General features: G+C 45.7%; 13 protein-coding genes. 10 read left to right on the top strand and 3 right to left on the bottom strand.

The genetic code is table 11. The features are described 5' to 3' along the window. Positions 1-62: 62 nt before the first annotated feature. The 10 genes from JMY01_RS11360 to JMY01_RS11315 all read left to right on the top strand — a co-directional run bounded on the left by JMY01_RS11360 (position 63) and on the right by JMY01_RS11315 (position 11,449). On the top strand, positions 63-545 hold the full coding sequence (locus tag JMY01_RS11360; protein WP_227677885.1) for a prepilin-type N-terminal cleavage/methylation domain-containing protein: 483 nt from the start codon (positions 63-65) through the stop codon (positions 543-545). After that, the gene (gene pilV / locus JMY01_RS11355) at positions 539-1,108 is read left to right on the top strand and encodes a type IV pilus modification protein PilV (RefSeq protein ID WP_227677883.1); all 570 of its coding nucleotides are present in this window, start codon (positions 539-541) and stop codon (positions 1,106-1,108) included. The genes JMY01_RS11360 and pilV overlap by 7 nt, the downstream gene beginning before the upstream one ends. Then, a complete protein-coding gene (locus JMY01_RS11350; protein WP_201575864.1) occupies positions 1,108-2,112 on the top strand; it encodes a PilW family protein in 1,005 nt (334 codons plus the stop codon). The genes pilV and JMY01_RS11350 overlap by 1 nt, the downstream gene beginning before the upstream one ends. A gap of 20 nt (positions 2,113-2,132) precedes the next feature. Continuing rightward, entirely contained in the window at positions 2,133-3,005 is an 873-nt protein-coding gene (locus JMY01_RS11345) for a pilus assembly protein PilX (protein ID WP_201575861.1), read from the top strand. A gap of 46 nt (positions 3,006-3,051) precedes the next feature. Next, positions 3,052-7,008 carry a pilus assembly protein PilY gene (locus JMY01_RS11340; protein WP_201575858.1) on the top strand — a complete coding sequence of 1,319 codons (3,957 nt, stop codon included), beginning with the start codon at positions 3,052-3,054 and terminating at the stop codon, positions 7,006-7,008. A 12-nt stretch (positions 7,009-7,020) separates the two neighbouring features. Continuing rightward, on the top strand, positions 7,021-7,569 hold the full coding sequence (locus JMY01_RS11335) for a type IV pilin protein (protein WP_201575856.1): 549 nt from the start codon (positions 7,021-7,023) through the stop codon (positions 7,567-7,569). After that, complete coding sequence (locus tag JMY01_RS11330) at positions 7,569-7,997, top strand: type IV pilin protein (protein WP_307781401.1); 429 nt, start codon at positions 7,569-7,571, stop codon at positions 7,995-7,997. The genes JMY01_RS11335 and JMY01_RS11330 overlap by 1 nt, the downstream gene beginning before the upstream one ends. A gap of 421 nt (positions 7,998-8,418) precedes the next feature. Continuing rightward, positions 8,419-8,931, top strand: a complete 513-nt coding sequence (locus JMY01_RS11325) for a pilin (protein ID WP_201575853.1) — start codon at positions 8,419-8,421, stop codon at positions 8,929-8,931. Positions 8,932-9,148: 217 nt separating this feature from the next. Then, the gene (locus JMY01_RS11320) at positions 9,149-9,664 is read left to right on the top strand and encodes a pilin (protein ID WP_201575850.1); all 516 of its coding nucleotides are present in this window, start codon (positions 9,149-9,151) and stop codon (positions 9,662-9,664) included. Positions 9,665-9,961: 297 nt separating this feature from the next. Next, the gene (locus JMY01_RS11315) at positions 9,962-11,449 is read left to right on the top strand and encodes a fused MFS/spermidine synthase (protein ID WP_201575848.1); all 1,488 of its coding nucleotides are present in this window, start codon (positions 9,962-9,964) and stop codon (positions 11,447-11,449) included. Positions 11,450-11,648: 199 nt separating this feature from the next. Here the strand turns inward: JMY01_RS11315 and fdxA (JMY01_RS11310) are convergent, their stop codons facing one another. The 3 genes from fdxA (JMY01_RS11310) to mutS form a co-directional block, all read right to left on the bottom strand. Continuing rightward, entirely contained in the window at positions 11,649-11,972 is a 324-nt protein-coding gene (gene fdxA, locus JMY01_RS11310; protein WP_201575846.1) for a ferredoxin FdxA, read from the bottom strand. Positions 11,973-12,065: 93 nt separating this feature from the next. Beyond that, positions 12,066-12,389 (bottom strand): ferredoxin FdxA, encoded by a 324-nt coding sequence (gene fdxA / locus JMY01_RS11305; RefSeq protein WP_201575844.1) that lies wholly within the window; start codon positions 12,387-12,389, stop codon positions 12,066-12,068. A 98-nt stretch (positions 12,390-12,487) separates the two neighbouring features. Beyond that, the gene (gene mutS / locus JMY01_RS11300; protein ID WP_201575842.1) at positions 12,488-15,664 is read right to left on the bottom strand and encodes a DNA mismatch repair protein MutS; all 3,177 of its coding nucleotides are present in this window, start codon (positions 15,662-15,664) and stop codon (positions 12,488-12,490) included. Between the last annotated feature and the right edge of the window lie 245 nt (positions 15,665-15,909).

Genomic DNA, 15,909 nt, shown 5'->3' with positions numbered 1-15,909 from the left:
TGTACCTTAGTAAATGTGCAGCCGCTATAGATAACTATAGCCGTTATAAATAGGATTTTGATGTGAATGCATCTATAAGTAGCTCATCACGCCAGCGACCAATGTCCAGTGCAGGGTTTACCCTGATTGAGCTGATGGTGACTATTGCGGTATTGGCCATCATTGCTAGTATCGCTGCGCCCAATATCAGTACCCAACTTGCCAATCAGCGGGTAAAGTCGACAACTGCCACACTTAATAATGCTTTGAGAGAAGCAAAAGTTGAAAGTGTTATTCGTCGACGCACTATGGAAATATCCTACGATAATAACGGCACTAGCGCAGGCACGATTAAAATTGAAGATGATAACTCAAATTTAATCGCTACTTATGCCTACGATGCCAGAGTTACTATAAGTGGCGATGATACTGAATTTAAGCCTGACAAAACTGCTGTTGAGACCACTTATACTATTTGTGATAACAATACATCAGCTGCTTCTGGACAGGTAAGTGTCAGTAAACTTGCGACAATCAATGTTAAGTTTGGAGTAGCATCATGCTAATGCATCCGATCAGTCAGCAGAGGGGCGTGGGGCTGGTAGAAGTGCTAGTGGCATTATTGTTGTTAGCCATTGCAGTATTAGGATTTATGGCTATGCAAATGACAGCAATTAAAGCCACTGATGAAAGCCTGATGCGCACGCGCGCTTTGACTATTATGCGAGGAGGTGCTGAGACCATGCGTACCAACCTTGATGGTATTAGTGCTTTTAGAGCAGCTATAAATGGTGACTCAGATACAGTGAGTATTGACGGCGCTAGTATAACTAAAAGCAGCTGCATACAGAATACAGTAACAGCACCTGCCGCTACAGATAGTTGTACTATTGATCAGCTAGCAACCCGTGATGGACTGCTATTGAAAGCATATGCCAAAAGTAATGATATGCGCATCGGGTTGGCTACCGATGGCTGTCCAGGTACATCAGGTAATCAAGAACGCCAATGCTTTTTGGCCAGTTGGGGAGATACGACACTTGCGCTAGACGACACGGCAAACGCTTGCGCTAATGCAGATGGTATTTATAAAAATGGTGCAGAGTGCTTTATCATGGAGGCTTATTGATGTTATCTATTCCTGAGCAGTCACAACAATATAGCCATCCTCACCAAACAGGGTTTACCTTAATAGAGCTAATGATCTCTTTGATACTAGGTTTGATCATATCTGCCGCGGTGATGCAAGTATATTTGATCAACGTAAAAACCAGTAGTATCCAAGTCAGTGGTAGTGAGTTGCAGGATGCCAGCGTCTTTGGACTACAACAACTAGAAAGAAAAGTGCGCCTAGCAAACTTAGGTAACTCTGAAACAAAGATTGATGATACAACTGTTAAAGGTGGGGTTGTACTAACGGGCATCAACCTTGGTGATACTACGACTCCTTATGCAGATACGGGTTATTTAACGAGACGAGCCAGTGATAGTGGCAGTGGTGATAATGGGTGGACAGGCATTTCTAATATAAAGGATGTCGATAGCGATCAGCTGACCATCCAATATACCAATATAACCGGTAATCCAATGAGTGATTGTGAGGGATCGACAGTTGCTGTTAATAAGGTGGTTGTTGAGCGTTATTTTTTGCGTCAAGAAACGGGTGATAGCAGTAAAGGCGACATAAAGAAGCTAGTACTGGCTTGTGATGCTGGGCGCGTTGATGTAGTAGCTGGGGTGATAAATGGTATAGATACCAGCTATTCAGCCACTGATGCTCGTAGCTTTGGCCAGGCGGGACAAGAGATCATCACCAATGTTGATCAGTTTAAAATCTTGCTAGGCGTACAAGAAACAAAAGGTGCCAATACAGGAAGAATGATGTATTTGCCAAGTAGCGCTTACCTAGCCATAACGGGTGACAAGCCTGCCATAACAGCCATTAAGATGGGTTTGATTGCCCATGGTAGTACGCCAATATTAGAAGGTGAGGATCAAGATAAATTCGTATTATTGGATCAAGACAACGTCTTAAAGACAGATGCTACCCGCAAAAAACAAGTACGTAACACCTATGAGACCACAACGTTATTGCGTAATGCTCGTGTGGTCAATATAGATACAGGCTTATAGCCGCAGGAGAGAGATTAACAATGACTAACCACCGTTATAAATCATGCCCCACAGATAAAATCGGTAGTACAAGCCTGATTTATGGTAGGTCAGAGCAGGGCGCAACACTGATAGTGGTTTTATTGTTTTTGATTCTTATTATGTTGGCTGGAGCAATAGCAGTTAAACAAAGTAATACCGATCTCAAAGTGGCGACGAGTGATCAGATTAATACGGTTTTATTACAGTCATCAGACAGTGCCAATCAAAAACTTGAGACTATGATTAATGGTGATCCAGACTCCGAGCAATATCAAGACGTCACCAGCTCAGCAGGGGTGTTTGGTCATTTTCTATTAGATGAAAATAATACAGATAACGAATTTATTTATTGCTTTAATCCGCGTACCAAGAAGTACTTGACCGCCAATGCGACGGTCAGAGCTCCTGATGGCGGTTATTGGGGTAGTATCAATAATGGTATCTGTGATTACACCAGTGCTGATGGTTATACCAGTGCCAGACAAACCATTATGACTCAAATGAGCGTCACTACGACGCCTCCTGATCCCAATGCAGAGAGGTTTGGACATATGGTCATTGGTAAAGAAGTCGAAGACAGAACCAGTGAGCGCTTTAAGTTTGATATTCGAGCCACTTCTGCTCTACCTGCTTATAGTGAGCCTAAAGATGATGATGGCTCCTGCTTTGCAAAAACCAGTATTGAGGCCAATGTAGCAACGAATAAAAAATCATTGAACGACTGCCTATTGGAAGCCAAGACCCCAAGCAAAATGCTTTATGAGCAAGCGGATGTCGAAAACGTCTCAGCCTCTACGGTATGTATTCCATTTGGTAAAGGCTCTGGGTCACTGAATAGCAAATGTGTGCTTGCGTCTCCATCCAGCCCTTAGCCCACGGCTTAGTTTTGCTTACCTCATCATTATAAGGAACGATGTCATGAAACGACAGAGTAACACATCGCCACTCATGCAAAAAAAGACACTAGCGCTCAAGTATTTAGTCGTGGTTATGGCATCTATGATGGTAGTGCCAGTGACCCAAGCCGATGTCGCTGGCAAAAGAATCGGCGACTTAGAGATCTATAAGCCTGCTGAAGGCGGTAGTGTTACCATCACCATGATGCTCGATACCTCAGGTAGTATGAGCCTAAATCGGGTCAGCTATGCTTGTGATATTCCAGGATCACCTTCTTATAAAGAAGGCTATGAGATGTCTTTAACGGATCCCTCATATAAGAGATATAGCTGTATAACTGGAAGTCCTAGGTTTTATTATCGCTTATCTCCTGAAGGTCAATGGTATAGCTGTGGTAGCTCTGGTAATAATAGTTATAACTTCAGTATTTGTAATAAAAAGATTAATCGCCCTTCTATAGATAGTGAGTATAATTATGTCACCTCAGGTAGTGACACTAGATATTATTATAAAGGCGGTACTAGATACCCTGATCGCCTAACTCGCCTAAAGGATGCGCTGTTTGCTTTAATGGACAGTAGTGCTTTGGATAGTAATAAGGTGAAGATAGGTATCGGCCAGTATTCCTCGCATAGTGGTAGTGATAATAAAATAGTATTTGATTCAGATGGCAGTGTTCAGAGTTCTGCTGATGGTCGTACTGGTAAGATACTGGTGCCTGCTGCATTATTAGATGATGCCCAACGTGCAAAAATTAAAGAAGCTGTGGCAGCTGCTGGCGGTGGTGGTGGCACACCAACTGCCAACGCCTATGCCGAGGTAGGATCCTATATGCTGGGAACCAATACAAAGTACGGTGGTACATACAATGGTTTTGCTAAATCTGTAACATCTTCAAAAAGTGGCGGCAACTATATCAGTCCACTTACTTCCAGTACTACTTCTAGCTGTGATGGACGTGGTATCTACTTCTTAACCGATGGCGCGCCGAACAACTCTAAAGATCCTAAAGAGATTATGCAAAAGGCTCTGGATGTCAAGACATTAACAATACCTTCAGATACGTTACCCAGTGGTACTGAAGGTGGTAATGCTATGAAAGAAGTCGGTGCCTTTGCTCGCGCGCTGCGTGACCCAACCATCAATCCGCTGGGGGCGAACGGGGAAACCTTAACTGCAGTAGTGGGCTTTGGGGCGGACTTCGATGTCAATAAAACCGCTGATGCGGCTCTACCCGAAAAGGACAGAGTCATTCGCACACTGTCTTATATCGACTCACGGGGCAAAACAAAAACCGCTGAGTTTTATAATTGCAACAACATAGTTGGTAAAGATGACAACGCAACTAAAGACGCTAGAAACGCCTGTAACTGGGGCGCAAAGTCACATCCTGAACTACCAGGCGTTGGTGGTTTTGGTGAAGGTGGGTTTTTCTCAGCGCAGTCCACTCAAGACATCATCAATAGTATCACTACCTTTGTCAGTGATCTAAACCAGACCTTACCTGCGACCCCATCAGGTACGATTATCATACCCGATGACCCTTATCGTGCTGATAGCCAGCTGGCCGTTGCTTACTATCCTACCTTACAACCTAGAGTCGCGGATAACGTGGTGATTTGGGATGGTAACCTAAAAAAGTATGCGCTAGACGAAGGTACTTTATACGGTAAAAACAATAAAAAACTGTTTAAAAATATCGCTGGTGACTTAGATAAAAACACAGTAGATCTATGGTCAGATAAGAACTACTCTAATGCCAATAATGAAGTGGAGTCAGGGGGCTTTTATGCGCAGCTAAAGACACCTGATACGGGCGTATCTTCTGTGAGAACCCTGTATGTAGAGGACTGGAATAGCGCTAATAATATGGACAAAAAAACCGTCCTGAGAAAGTTTGCCGTCAATGCTTCAGGTAAGGTTACCGTCGATAATAGTAGTTTAACCGATAGCAGTTTTAAAGATACGGCGACTTATAATGAGGCCACATTAAGAAAGCTACTGAACTTTTTAGGGTTTGATAAGCTACCAAGTACCGCAACTGCAGTTAAAGACATGACCCTAAAAGCGGAAAACGTATCACAAGCTGTCAAAGTTGTCGGTGCTACCATTCACTCAACCCCAGCTTCAGTGTCTTATTCTGCTACTTTAGATGACGCTGGCAGAGTAACCGACAAGCGTGATGACTATGTGTTATTTGGCTCATCTGAGGGTGGGCTACATTTAGTCAATGCCGACAACTATAGTAATGCTGGTGATGGTGGTAAAGAAAAGTTTGTCATCATTCCAAGAGAGATGCTTATAGACCCCGACAAGTCAGACGCCTTAGTAAAAGGTGCCAAAAAAGCTGCAATAGGCTCACCAAACTTTGGTATCGATGCGCCTTGGCTAGTGACTGCAGGTTATAAGTATGACTTTGATAACAAGAGGGTCCGTATTGATACCAGCGGTAAAGGCGTCTCAGCTTATGGGGGATTACGTATGGGCGGTGAGGCGCTGTATGGTGTCAACCTCAATGATGCCAATGCGCCTAAGATGCTGTTTTCTATCACGCCTAATACCAGTGGATTTAGCCGTATGGGGCAGATCTGGTCCAAGCCTACTGCTGCTAAAATCAAAACCAGTACATCAGAGTCGGATACTGGCACCGATGTTCTTGTATTCGGTGGTGGCTACGACATGTGCTACGAAAATCAAGGCTTTCAAGTGGGCATAACCGACGCTGAGCTAGGCAGCTGTTCTGATGCTTCATCAGCTAAAGGCAATGCGGTCTATATCATTAATGCAAAAACGGGTGAGCTAATCTGGTCAGCGTCTAGTGATAGTGGTGCAACTACCCAAGTCTCAGCCATGAAAAACAGTGTCGTCGGCGGTATCACCACCTTAGATCGTAATAATGATGGTTTTATGGATCATCTGTACTTTGCAGACTTGGGTGGGCAAGTATTCCGTGCTGACTTTACCAATGCTGGATTTGAGAAGCCCGTTGCAGAGGGGCAAACAGCCTCACCAGAAAGCACTTTTAGCAATACTCGAGTGACTAAGGTGTTAAGTAGTGCTTATTCAGGCAGCGATACCAAGTACAATTATAGATTTTATGAGCGCCCAGCTGTGAGTTTTTATCGCAACCCCAACAGCAATAGCTTATTTGCTTTGGTCAATGTGATTTCAGGAGATCGCAGCTCACCCTTGTCCAAGATGCGTGATACCACTAAGTCCGATAGACTCTACGGTATTATGGATACCGATGTCACCAGACCAGACAATATATTTTATGCCAGTGACTTTACTAGCAGTAGTAATGCCAATGGTCAAAAAGTCAGCAACTTAGCAGACAATGATTTAGCAGAGTTGCCGTTAGATATAGGAACGCCCTCAACTGCTGGCTATACTTTGGCGCAAAAAAACGTGGTGATCGATGAGCTCAAAGCAGGTGGGAAACAAGGTTGGTATTATCCCCTAAACAACTTTGATGGCTATGGCAATGTCCGATATACCAAAGGTATCGGCAAGTCAGCGGTGATTGATAGTTTCTTATATACCACAGTTTATAACCCAGATATGAATTATGGGGCTGTCGATGCGTGTGCGGCTGAAATCATCGGTGGTTCAGAAAGGCAGCTTTATTGTCTGCCTTATGGTATCTGTACGGATGAGGCATCCAAAAATGGTACAGGCGGCTTTGTCAGGGCGGGCAAAGGGATCCAAGAGCTGACCCTAGGTCCACGTAGCTCAGATCTCTCCAATCAGCGCTTGCTCATTGGTACGCAAACCTTGACTGAACGTGCCAGTGACCGTGTGGGATTTGGAGAAGACAGTGATAAAGGTTTATTTGAGCGCATAGCGGACAGTAAGGGGTTGGATCAAAGTTTATTAGATGCAAATGCAGACCGGATTCCTGGTAGTGGTACAGCGCCTACTCTGATACACAACGACCGCTATACCCTGCAGCCAAAGATCTGGTACGAAGTAGACTGATGGGATAATTGTATGAATACCAAAGCATTAATGCGTCAGTCAGGCTTTACACTCATTGAGCTGATGGTTGTGGTGATGATAATCGCTGTTTTAGCCGCTATTGCTGTTCCTTCTTATCGGCAATATGTCCTGCGCAATGCCGAGTTACAAGCGCAAGCACAGATGCAGCAGCTTGAGATAGAGCTCAACCGTTGGCGAGCGACATCATTGACTTACAAAGGCTTTAAGCCCAGACGACTCGATAATAATGGCGATGTCAGTCATGGCTATGATGAGACCGATGATATCACTATCTATGTACCCAAAGGCAGTAATAGTAGCAATTACCGCTATAAAATAACCCTAGTTGATGATAGTACCAGCGAGACTTTGGCGCCTGCAACCAATAGCTACTCTACAGCGGGCAGCTCTTGGCGTATGTTGGCAGAGCCAAACTATACTGGTATCACAAAAGATGCCTCTATCATCATGACTCGCAGCACGGGTCTACAGTGCAAGAGTAAAGATAGAGACGTCACCATAGATGATACCGACTGTGGTACTGGACAGGAGGAATGGTAATGCAATCATCAATAGACAATCAAAAAGGCTTTACCCTCGTTGAGGTGATGATTGTGGTTGCTATCATCGGGGTACTCGCTGCTATCGCTTATCCCAGCTATCAGCGCTATGTCATCAAGACCAAGCGTACAGATATGATGGTTGAGATGCAAAATATCGCTGCACAGATAGAAAGCCGTAAACTGGCACAAGGCAGCTATAGTGCTATCAGTGCTAAGGTGCTGGATGATTTTGAAGATGCATATCCTACCCAAGGCGTCGCACTCTACGATATAACGATTGCCCCTGATCCACTCACTGCCAAATGGACGATCACTGCTACTCCAAAATCTGGCACACAAATGGCAACAGATGGTACGTTAAGCCTAAATTATCAGGGGCTTAAATGTAAAGCAACGACTTGCAGCACAGGCGATGATTGGAACTAGGTATTAGTTCAGTCATTTTTATCAACGCAACTGTTAGTGCGCCATTACTGACAAAAAACGTCAACCAAACCCTAAATAGTGTGAAAGGCGTTTGGAAAAGGTGACAATTTTAGTAACCTTATAGTAACAATCCAAAATGAACAGAAATTGTCACCCAGTACCTCACTAAGCCTTTAATAGTAAGTGTTTGATTAATATCCATATGTCAGATGAATAATACCGCTTATACTAATCAGTCCAATTATCCTGCCAAAAATCCATAAAACTCTCTCAAAATCCAAAAAGTTGGCACGCTAGCTGCAACAGTACTGACAAGAAGGTTAATTTAACCACCAACCATAATATTTATGACTGCTGACAGATATCAACGCCTCACTATAACTGGCTAAGCTGTCATTACATTGTCCCAAAAGGAGTTCTTATGAACACTCAAAAAGGTTTTACTCTAATCGAACTCATGATCGTCGTTGCGATCATCGGTATCCTAGCTGCAATCGCTATTCCTCAGTATCAGAACTATGTAGGTCGTTCTAATGTAGCTGCAGCTGTTCAAACTGTATCTTCAAATAAAACTGGTTTAGAAGATTTTGTTTTAAACAATGGTTTTTTCCCAGATGGTGAAACTGAAATTCAACCAGCTACAGGCAGTGTAGAAGATGGAGACTATGTGGCAGCAGTTCCTGGTCAAACTCCAGGTGAGCTAGGAATCGTACCTTCAACTATTGGTCCGATTAAGATAGCAGATGAGGACACTACTCCTGGTGCGGGTAAAATACAAATACAGTTTGCTAATGGTAATCCAGGTGTAAAAGACAAGATTGTAGAGTTAAGTCGCGATGCTAATGGTACTTGGACCTGTTTGACAGACGTAGAAGAAAAGTTTGCAGGTAAAGCCTGTCCAGTAAGTGACTCGGCTCTAACTCCTATTTCATAAATAGTATAAGCTGAGCCCAATATAACTAACAGTTTGAACATTATTGATTTTACAAAAAAGCCAAACACGATGTTTGGCTTTTTTGTATTTAGAATTAGTTAAAACAATTCGAGACAAAACTTCACTTTTATCTTAAAGATTATACTCATCTCAAGACAGACCTTTGTGGCACGGTGTCTGCATCATAAACATATAACGATAATATAATGATGATGCTATGCAATACTCCCAAATTTGTCACCCTACCGCGCCCCTCTTGCCAAGACAGGCAGGATTTACACTTATAGAACTCATGATAATGGTTGCTATCATTGGCGTTTTAGCAGCGATCTCTATTCCCCAGTATCAAAATTATGTTACCAAGACTCAAACAACCAGAATAATTAGTGAGCTGGGACAGCTACGACTACCAATAGAAGAGTGTCTGCAGACAGGTAAGACGGTGATTGGGTTTGATACTAACGAATGCAATCCAAAGACGACTGGGGTCAATCTGATCGTAAGTGATTCACTGGATGGTGCGACTTTAGCCAGTGGTATGGCAGTCCTAGAGGTTACTAGTCCATTGACAGTGACGACCAGTGTCATCGCGACAATAACGCCTCAAGTTACTCAAAGACTGGCAGGTAAAAAGGTATTATGGTTGCGTAGCAGTGAGGGAACGTGGCGTTGCAGCAGCAGTATCGAAGCTATCTATTTGCCCAGTTTTTGTACGCATGTTGCTGCTTTATAATATCAAGCTCAAAACAGTTATGTAGGGTGGATTAGCGATAGCGTAACCCGCCTTACCCGCAGTAAGCGTAGGCTGTGGCTTTAGCCCAGCTTTAAAACTTTGTAAGAACAAAATGCTGGGCTAAAGCCACAGCCTACGAAAAACAAAAATTCCAGTGCAGTTTGTTTACGTTTCTCAAGACTAATGCCACAGCCTATGATAGACCTAAGCGAGTAACCCGCCTTACCCGCAGCGACAACATCCCAGCCAGAATAGTGTAAAATCATGCTATCTATCACGATAAGCTGATGAGTTTTTATGCAAAAGAAGGTCTTGGCAATATGTTTGGTCATCGCACTATTTGAAGGCTTCGCCGGTCTCGGTATCGAGATCTACGCCATCAGAATATCAGCAACCTATATCGGTGCCTCCATCGCCATCACTGGGGTCATCCTTGCCATGGTACTGATCGCCATCGCCGTCGGCTACTGGTATGGCGGACGCCTATCACAGTCGATTACCTCCCCAAGACAAGCGCTACTAAAAGCAGGACACGTCCTATCATGGTCAGCCGTCGCCCATGCCATCGCCTGTATGGTGCAGCTGCCCCTGCTGGCCGCTATGACCGCCAGTACCGACAGCCCCATCATCGCCGCTATCGGTGTCGGGCTACTATTTGGCGTTGGACTGGCGTTTGGCTCGACTTCCATCCCGCTGATTACCCAGTTTTTATCATTAAAGTATAAAAACTTGCAGGGCGTCGATGCGGGCAAAAACGCTGGCATGATGGTGGCGATCACCACTGTCGGCAGCGTGCTGGGCTCAACCGCCACCCCGATATTGTTATTGCCGTATATCGGCCTGATGAGTAGCTTGGCGCTATTTATCGCTGCTCTGGCATTTAGCGCTTGGCTGTGTACTCGTCTGGGCGTACAGATGCAGAGCGATGAGCCTAGCAGTCAGTCTCTACCTGTCATCAACTACATGCTGGCACTGTCAGCGGTGGTGATGACCGTCGCTTTTATCAGCTTAAATAAAACAGATACGGGCTTGCAAACCGCCACTGGCGCTTGGTTTATCAATTATGCGGTCGCTGATGGTCAGATGGCGGTCACCATCTCTGACAATCCCAGACACACCACCAGTAGCTGCTGGATGCCTGCGATCAAAAAGAACTGCCACTGGTATGGCGAGAAGACAGTCGAGAGTATCGAGCAGACCCTGCCCGAGCGCTTGGTATTCTTGGGCGGCGCTGGTATGGGCACGCCGAGCGAAGTGGCTTATCATCATCCTGACATGGCGCTGACGGTCATCGATATTGATAAAGACCTACCAGAGATTGTCGAAGCGCATTTTTTGGAAGCGCCGATAGCGGACAATATAGAATTCGTCGGTGATGACGCCAGAGGCTACCTGAATCGCCATAGCGATTTGCGCTATGACTTTATGCTCATCGATGCTTTTCAAGGTCGGTTTGTCGCCAGTAACTTATATACCCTAGAGGCGCTGAGCCAGTTTCAGCAGACCAGCACTCATATCATGGCAAACATCATCGGTAGGCCCGCTATCGAGCATGGCTATACTCAGACAATCTTTAAAAACTGGCATCAGGTGTTTGGCGACTCGGCCTACGTCATGACCAGCCATGACGGTACAGATCTGCAAAATATCCTGCTGTGCAACTTTGCATGCGCGGGTGGGCAAAAGCTATCACAAGCTGAATTTTTTAATAAAGACCAGCTGGTACATACCGATGATTTACCAAGATTGGAGCGATATTATTATCGCTCGATTGAAAGATTGTGAGTGGCTTAAAGTAATGATTGATTTATAAGCTTGGTAAGAAGGGTAGGCTGTGGCTTTAGCCCAGCTTCCAAATTCTACAAAAGTTACAATGCTGGGCTAAAGCCGCAGTCTACAACACTTATCAAAAACAAAACAATAAAAAAGGCTGCAGCATAAGCCACAGCCTCATTAACGGGGAGATTGGTTACTTAAAACCAAACTATCTTTCTAGATACTGAATCTTACCTTCCACACCGTCCCATTTTTCAGCATCGGGCAGTGGTTCTTTCTTCTCCGTAATATTCGGCCATTTTTGCGCCAGCTCTTCGTTGAGCTCGATAAATACTTCTTGTCCTTTAGGCACTTCGTCATCTGCATATATCGCATTAGCGGGACATTCAGGCACGCATAAGGCACAGTCGATGCACTCATCGGGGTCGATGGCGAGGAAGTTTGGCCCTTCATAGAAGCAGTCCACAGGACAGACTTCCACACAGTCTGTGTATTTACAAAGAATACAGTTCTCAGTCACGACAAAGGTCATATCGAGGCCTACAGTTTAGAAAAACCAACAAAAAACCATCTAACCGCATAACGCTATTAGATGGTTTAAAGGTTTAAACGTATTTATTGCGATCTACTTCTCTAGATACTGAATCTTACCTTCCACACCATCCCACTTTTCTGCTTCTGGCATTGGATCCTTCATCTCAGTAATGTTTGGCCACACTTGTGCCAGCTCGGCGTTGAGCTCGATGAATATCTCTTGCCCTTTAGGCACTTCGTCCTCTGAGAATATCGCATTGGCTGGACATTCAGGCTCGCATAGCGCGCAGTCGATGCACTCATCAGGATCGATGACTAAGAAGTTTGGCCCTTCATAAAAGCAGTCTACAGGGCAGACTTCCACACAGTCAGTATGTTTGCAAAGGATGCAGTTATCTGCAACGATAAAGGTCATATTGATGTCTACCTGTTATTGGTTTGGCTAAATGAATAAAACTAAATGAATAAAATAAGGCATATTTTAGCGCTTTTGGGCCAGTTTCACAAACCTCTTTAACGACTAATGAGTTGTTTGAGCTCATAGAGCAAATCATGCGCTTGCTTGGGTGTGAGACTGTCAGGATCGATAGTATCAAGCTGCTGTTGCAAGTTAAGTAATTGTTTTTGTTGTTGATTGTCAGGTAGTGATGCGTCTTGGTTATAGCTCTGGGTAAATGTCTCGGCTATAGAGTGATGATGCACTTGCTGTTCTTTATCCGTTACTGACTTAGCTAAGTCATTTTTATCATCAGCCGATTTCCCCTGATCTGCTGTCAGGGTGTCACTGGCTAAGGTGTCGAGCAGGTAACGTTTGGCATCGCTGAGCACTTGGTTTGGAATGCCTGCCATCTTGGCCACATGTAGGCCAAAGCTAGAGCTGGCAGCGCCTGCGTGTATTTGATGCAGCAGTAGTAGTTGCCCATCGACCTCACTGGCGGCGACGTGTACGTTGCGAATACCATCGTTGTGATTTGCCAGTTCCGTCAGCTCAAAATAATGAGTGGCAAATAATGTCAGGCAGCCAATTTCCAGCAGTCGATTGACACAAGCGTGGGCGATGGCCAGCCCATCAGTGGTCGCCGTACCGCGTCCGACTTCGTCCATCAGTACGAGAGATTTGTCAGTGGCATTGTTAAGGATATTGGCGGTCTCTATCATCTCTACCATGAAGGTCGACTTGCCACCTGCCAAGTCATCAGCTGAGCCAATACGGGTAAAGATACGATCGATATCGCCGATATGAGCACTAGCGGCGGGCACAAAACTGCCGCAATGGGCGAGTAGCACGATCAGCGCTGTCTGGCGCATATAGGTAGATTTGCCACCCATATTGGGGCCAGTGATGATGAGTAGACGTTCAGGATGCTCTTCAGCGCCAAGCGTACAGTCGTTGGCAACGAAATGGCTTATGTGGTTGGTGTGTTCAGGATGGTTGTTTCTATGAGCGCTATTAGTTGGGTTTAACGCTGCTTCGACCACCACATGGCGACCTTGGCGAATGTCGATGCAGGTGTGGTCTTGATGTTTATCAGGGTTTTGAGCGTGGCTTATATTTTGGTTTAATAAAGTAAGCTGCTGTTGGCCATTTTGTCTATGATCGCTGTTTTTGTCAGTTATATTGGCTGTATCTGCCATATTATCTGCAAGGTTATTTACAATACCATTGGCATTATCGGCACTCATGATCGGGCGTTGCCACTGGTAGCTAATGGCCAGTTGTGCCCAGTTACTCAGCACGTCTATCTGCGCGACAGCAGCACTGAGCTGTTGTAGCTCGGCCAAATGACTGGCAAGGGTGGTCAGTAGCTCCTGATACAGCTGTTTTTCCCGTGCCAAGGCGAGAATCTGCGCGCTCAGATATTCGGTCTCGACGGTTTTTAGCTCGTCAGTGATAAAGCGCTCGCTATTTTTTAGCGTTTGTCTGCGGATGAAGTGCGCAGGGGCGTGTTGCGCTTGCATCTTGGGCAGCTCAAAGTAAAAGCCGCTGACTTTATTAAAGCCGACTTTTAGACTTGGTAGCTGATTGTCTTGCCGTGCGCGCTCTACCATCTCGTCTAGTGTCGCTTGGATGTTGTCATGGAGATGAGTCAGGCGATCAAACTCCTCATCAAAGCCAGCGGCTAACATACCGCCATCACGGATATGGGCCGGCGGCTCTGCAACGATGGCGCGTTCGATCAGCTCGGAGGCCACTTGCACGGCAGGTAGCTGCGCGGGTAATTGCTGCATCAACATCGGCAGCAGTCCTGCATGCTCATGGCTGATGCCTGCAGCATTGAGCAGGGCATTTAGTTGCTCACTACTGGCAATACTGTCGGCAAGCTTACGCAAGTCACGTGGCTTAGCGCTCATCAAAGCGATACGGCTACTAATACGTTCGATATCGCCGATGGCATTGAGCGTTTCGCGTAGGCTGGTAACGGGACAGGAGTTGGGTACGACAGAAGAGCTAGATATGTTAGCAGCGTCTGGCAAGTTATTTGCTGCGAGTAAGCTTGCGATCGCATCCAAGCGCTGATTGATGCGGGTATGCTGACGCAGGGGCCGCTTCATTTGCTGCACCAGCAGACGCCTGCCCATCGGGGTCTTACAATGATTGACCACCGATATCAGCGAGGTGCCATTATTGCTGGCAGGGGTAAATAGCTCAAGATTTTGCTGACTATTGGCATCGATGATCAGATAGTCATCGCTGTATTCTACAATTAGCTGATTGACTTGTGGTACGTGGCGCTGCTGAGTCTGGCGGGCATAATGAATCAGCGCGGCACAGCTTGATTGCGCCAATGCTGCATCAGCAATGCCCAAGCCATCAAGGCGCTGTACGTCAAACTGCTGACACAGCGTCGCTGCCGCATGCTCACGGTGAAAGTCGTTGGCCGCCACTTCTATAATCGGGCAGTCGAGATGACTGCGCAGCCATGCCAACCATGTCTCATCAAGCGCTTCGCTAACGATACATTCGCTGGGGGCAAAGCGCGCCAGTACGGTAAGCATCTGTGCCTGTAGCTGCTCAATGCCCTCATTGTTTCTATTATCTGCTGTTAGCGTTTGCGTGGTCAAGGTGCCTGCTGCCAGATCCAACTGGCTGACGGCGGCTTGTAGTGGTTGCTTGGAGTTGGCTTTTGGCGCAGCGATATCTATGGCGACCACCGTTGGGGTATGATTTGGCGCGATAAGTGCATCATCGGTGATGGTGCCTGCGGTCAGGGTCTTGACCACTTCGCGGCGCATGATGCCACCCGCAGTCGGTTTGCTATTATCCTTTTTTTGCTTCTCGCCGATAGTAGGAAGGTGAGGGGCGTTACTATTAGCAGTGCTGCTGGCTGATTCATCAATTTGCTCACAGACCACCACCGTTTGCCCAGCTGCAATCAGTCGCGCCATATAGCTGTCAGCTGCGTGGAAAGGTACACCTGCCATGGCGATAGTGTTGCCTGCTTTATCAGTACCACGGCGGGTCAGGGTAATGTCTAATATCTGCGCCGCGCGCTTGGCATCATCAAAAAACAACTCATAAAAGTCGCCCATCCGATACAGCAGTAACGCATGGGGATAGTTTGCTTTCATGGTCAGATATTGCACCATCATTGGCGTATGATGCGCTAGATCGTAGACAGCATCACCGATGGTCAAGATTTCAGCAGCAGTGTGGTTGGTATCATTGGTCGCAGAGGGTTTAACAGTCATGCACAGTCTCTTATATTTATTGCTTGGCTTATATTAAATTGACAAGGATTTGGATGGGTTTGGATCAAAAGTAGGATTTTTTTTATGGTTATAACCACACTCTCAACTCACTAAATGTATTGGCGTAGGCTGTGGCTTTAGCCCAGCATTTTGCTTTCGCAAAGGTTTAAGCTGGGCTAAAGCCACAGCCTACCTAGAATATAGGGTTTTTATAGCGTTACCTTCCATTATCTGGCTTATTGGCA

The organism is Psychrobacter sp. H8-1, assembly GCF_904846575.1.
GTDB lineage: Bacteria > Pseudomonadota > Gammaproteobacteria > Pseudomonadales > Moraxellaceae > Psychrobacter > Psychrobacter fulvigenes.
Note: the sequence above shows the minus strand (reverse complement) of the source record. Positions and strands in the feature narration are given on the sequence as shown.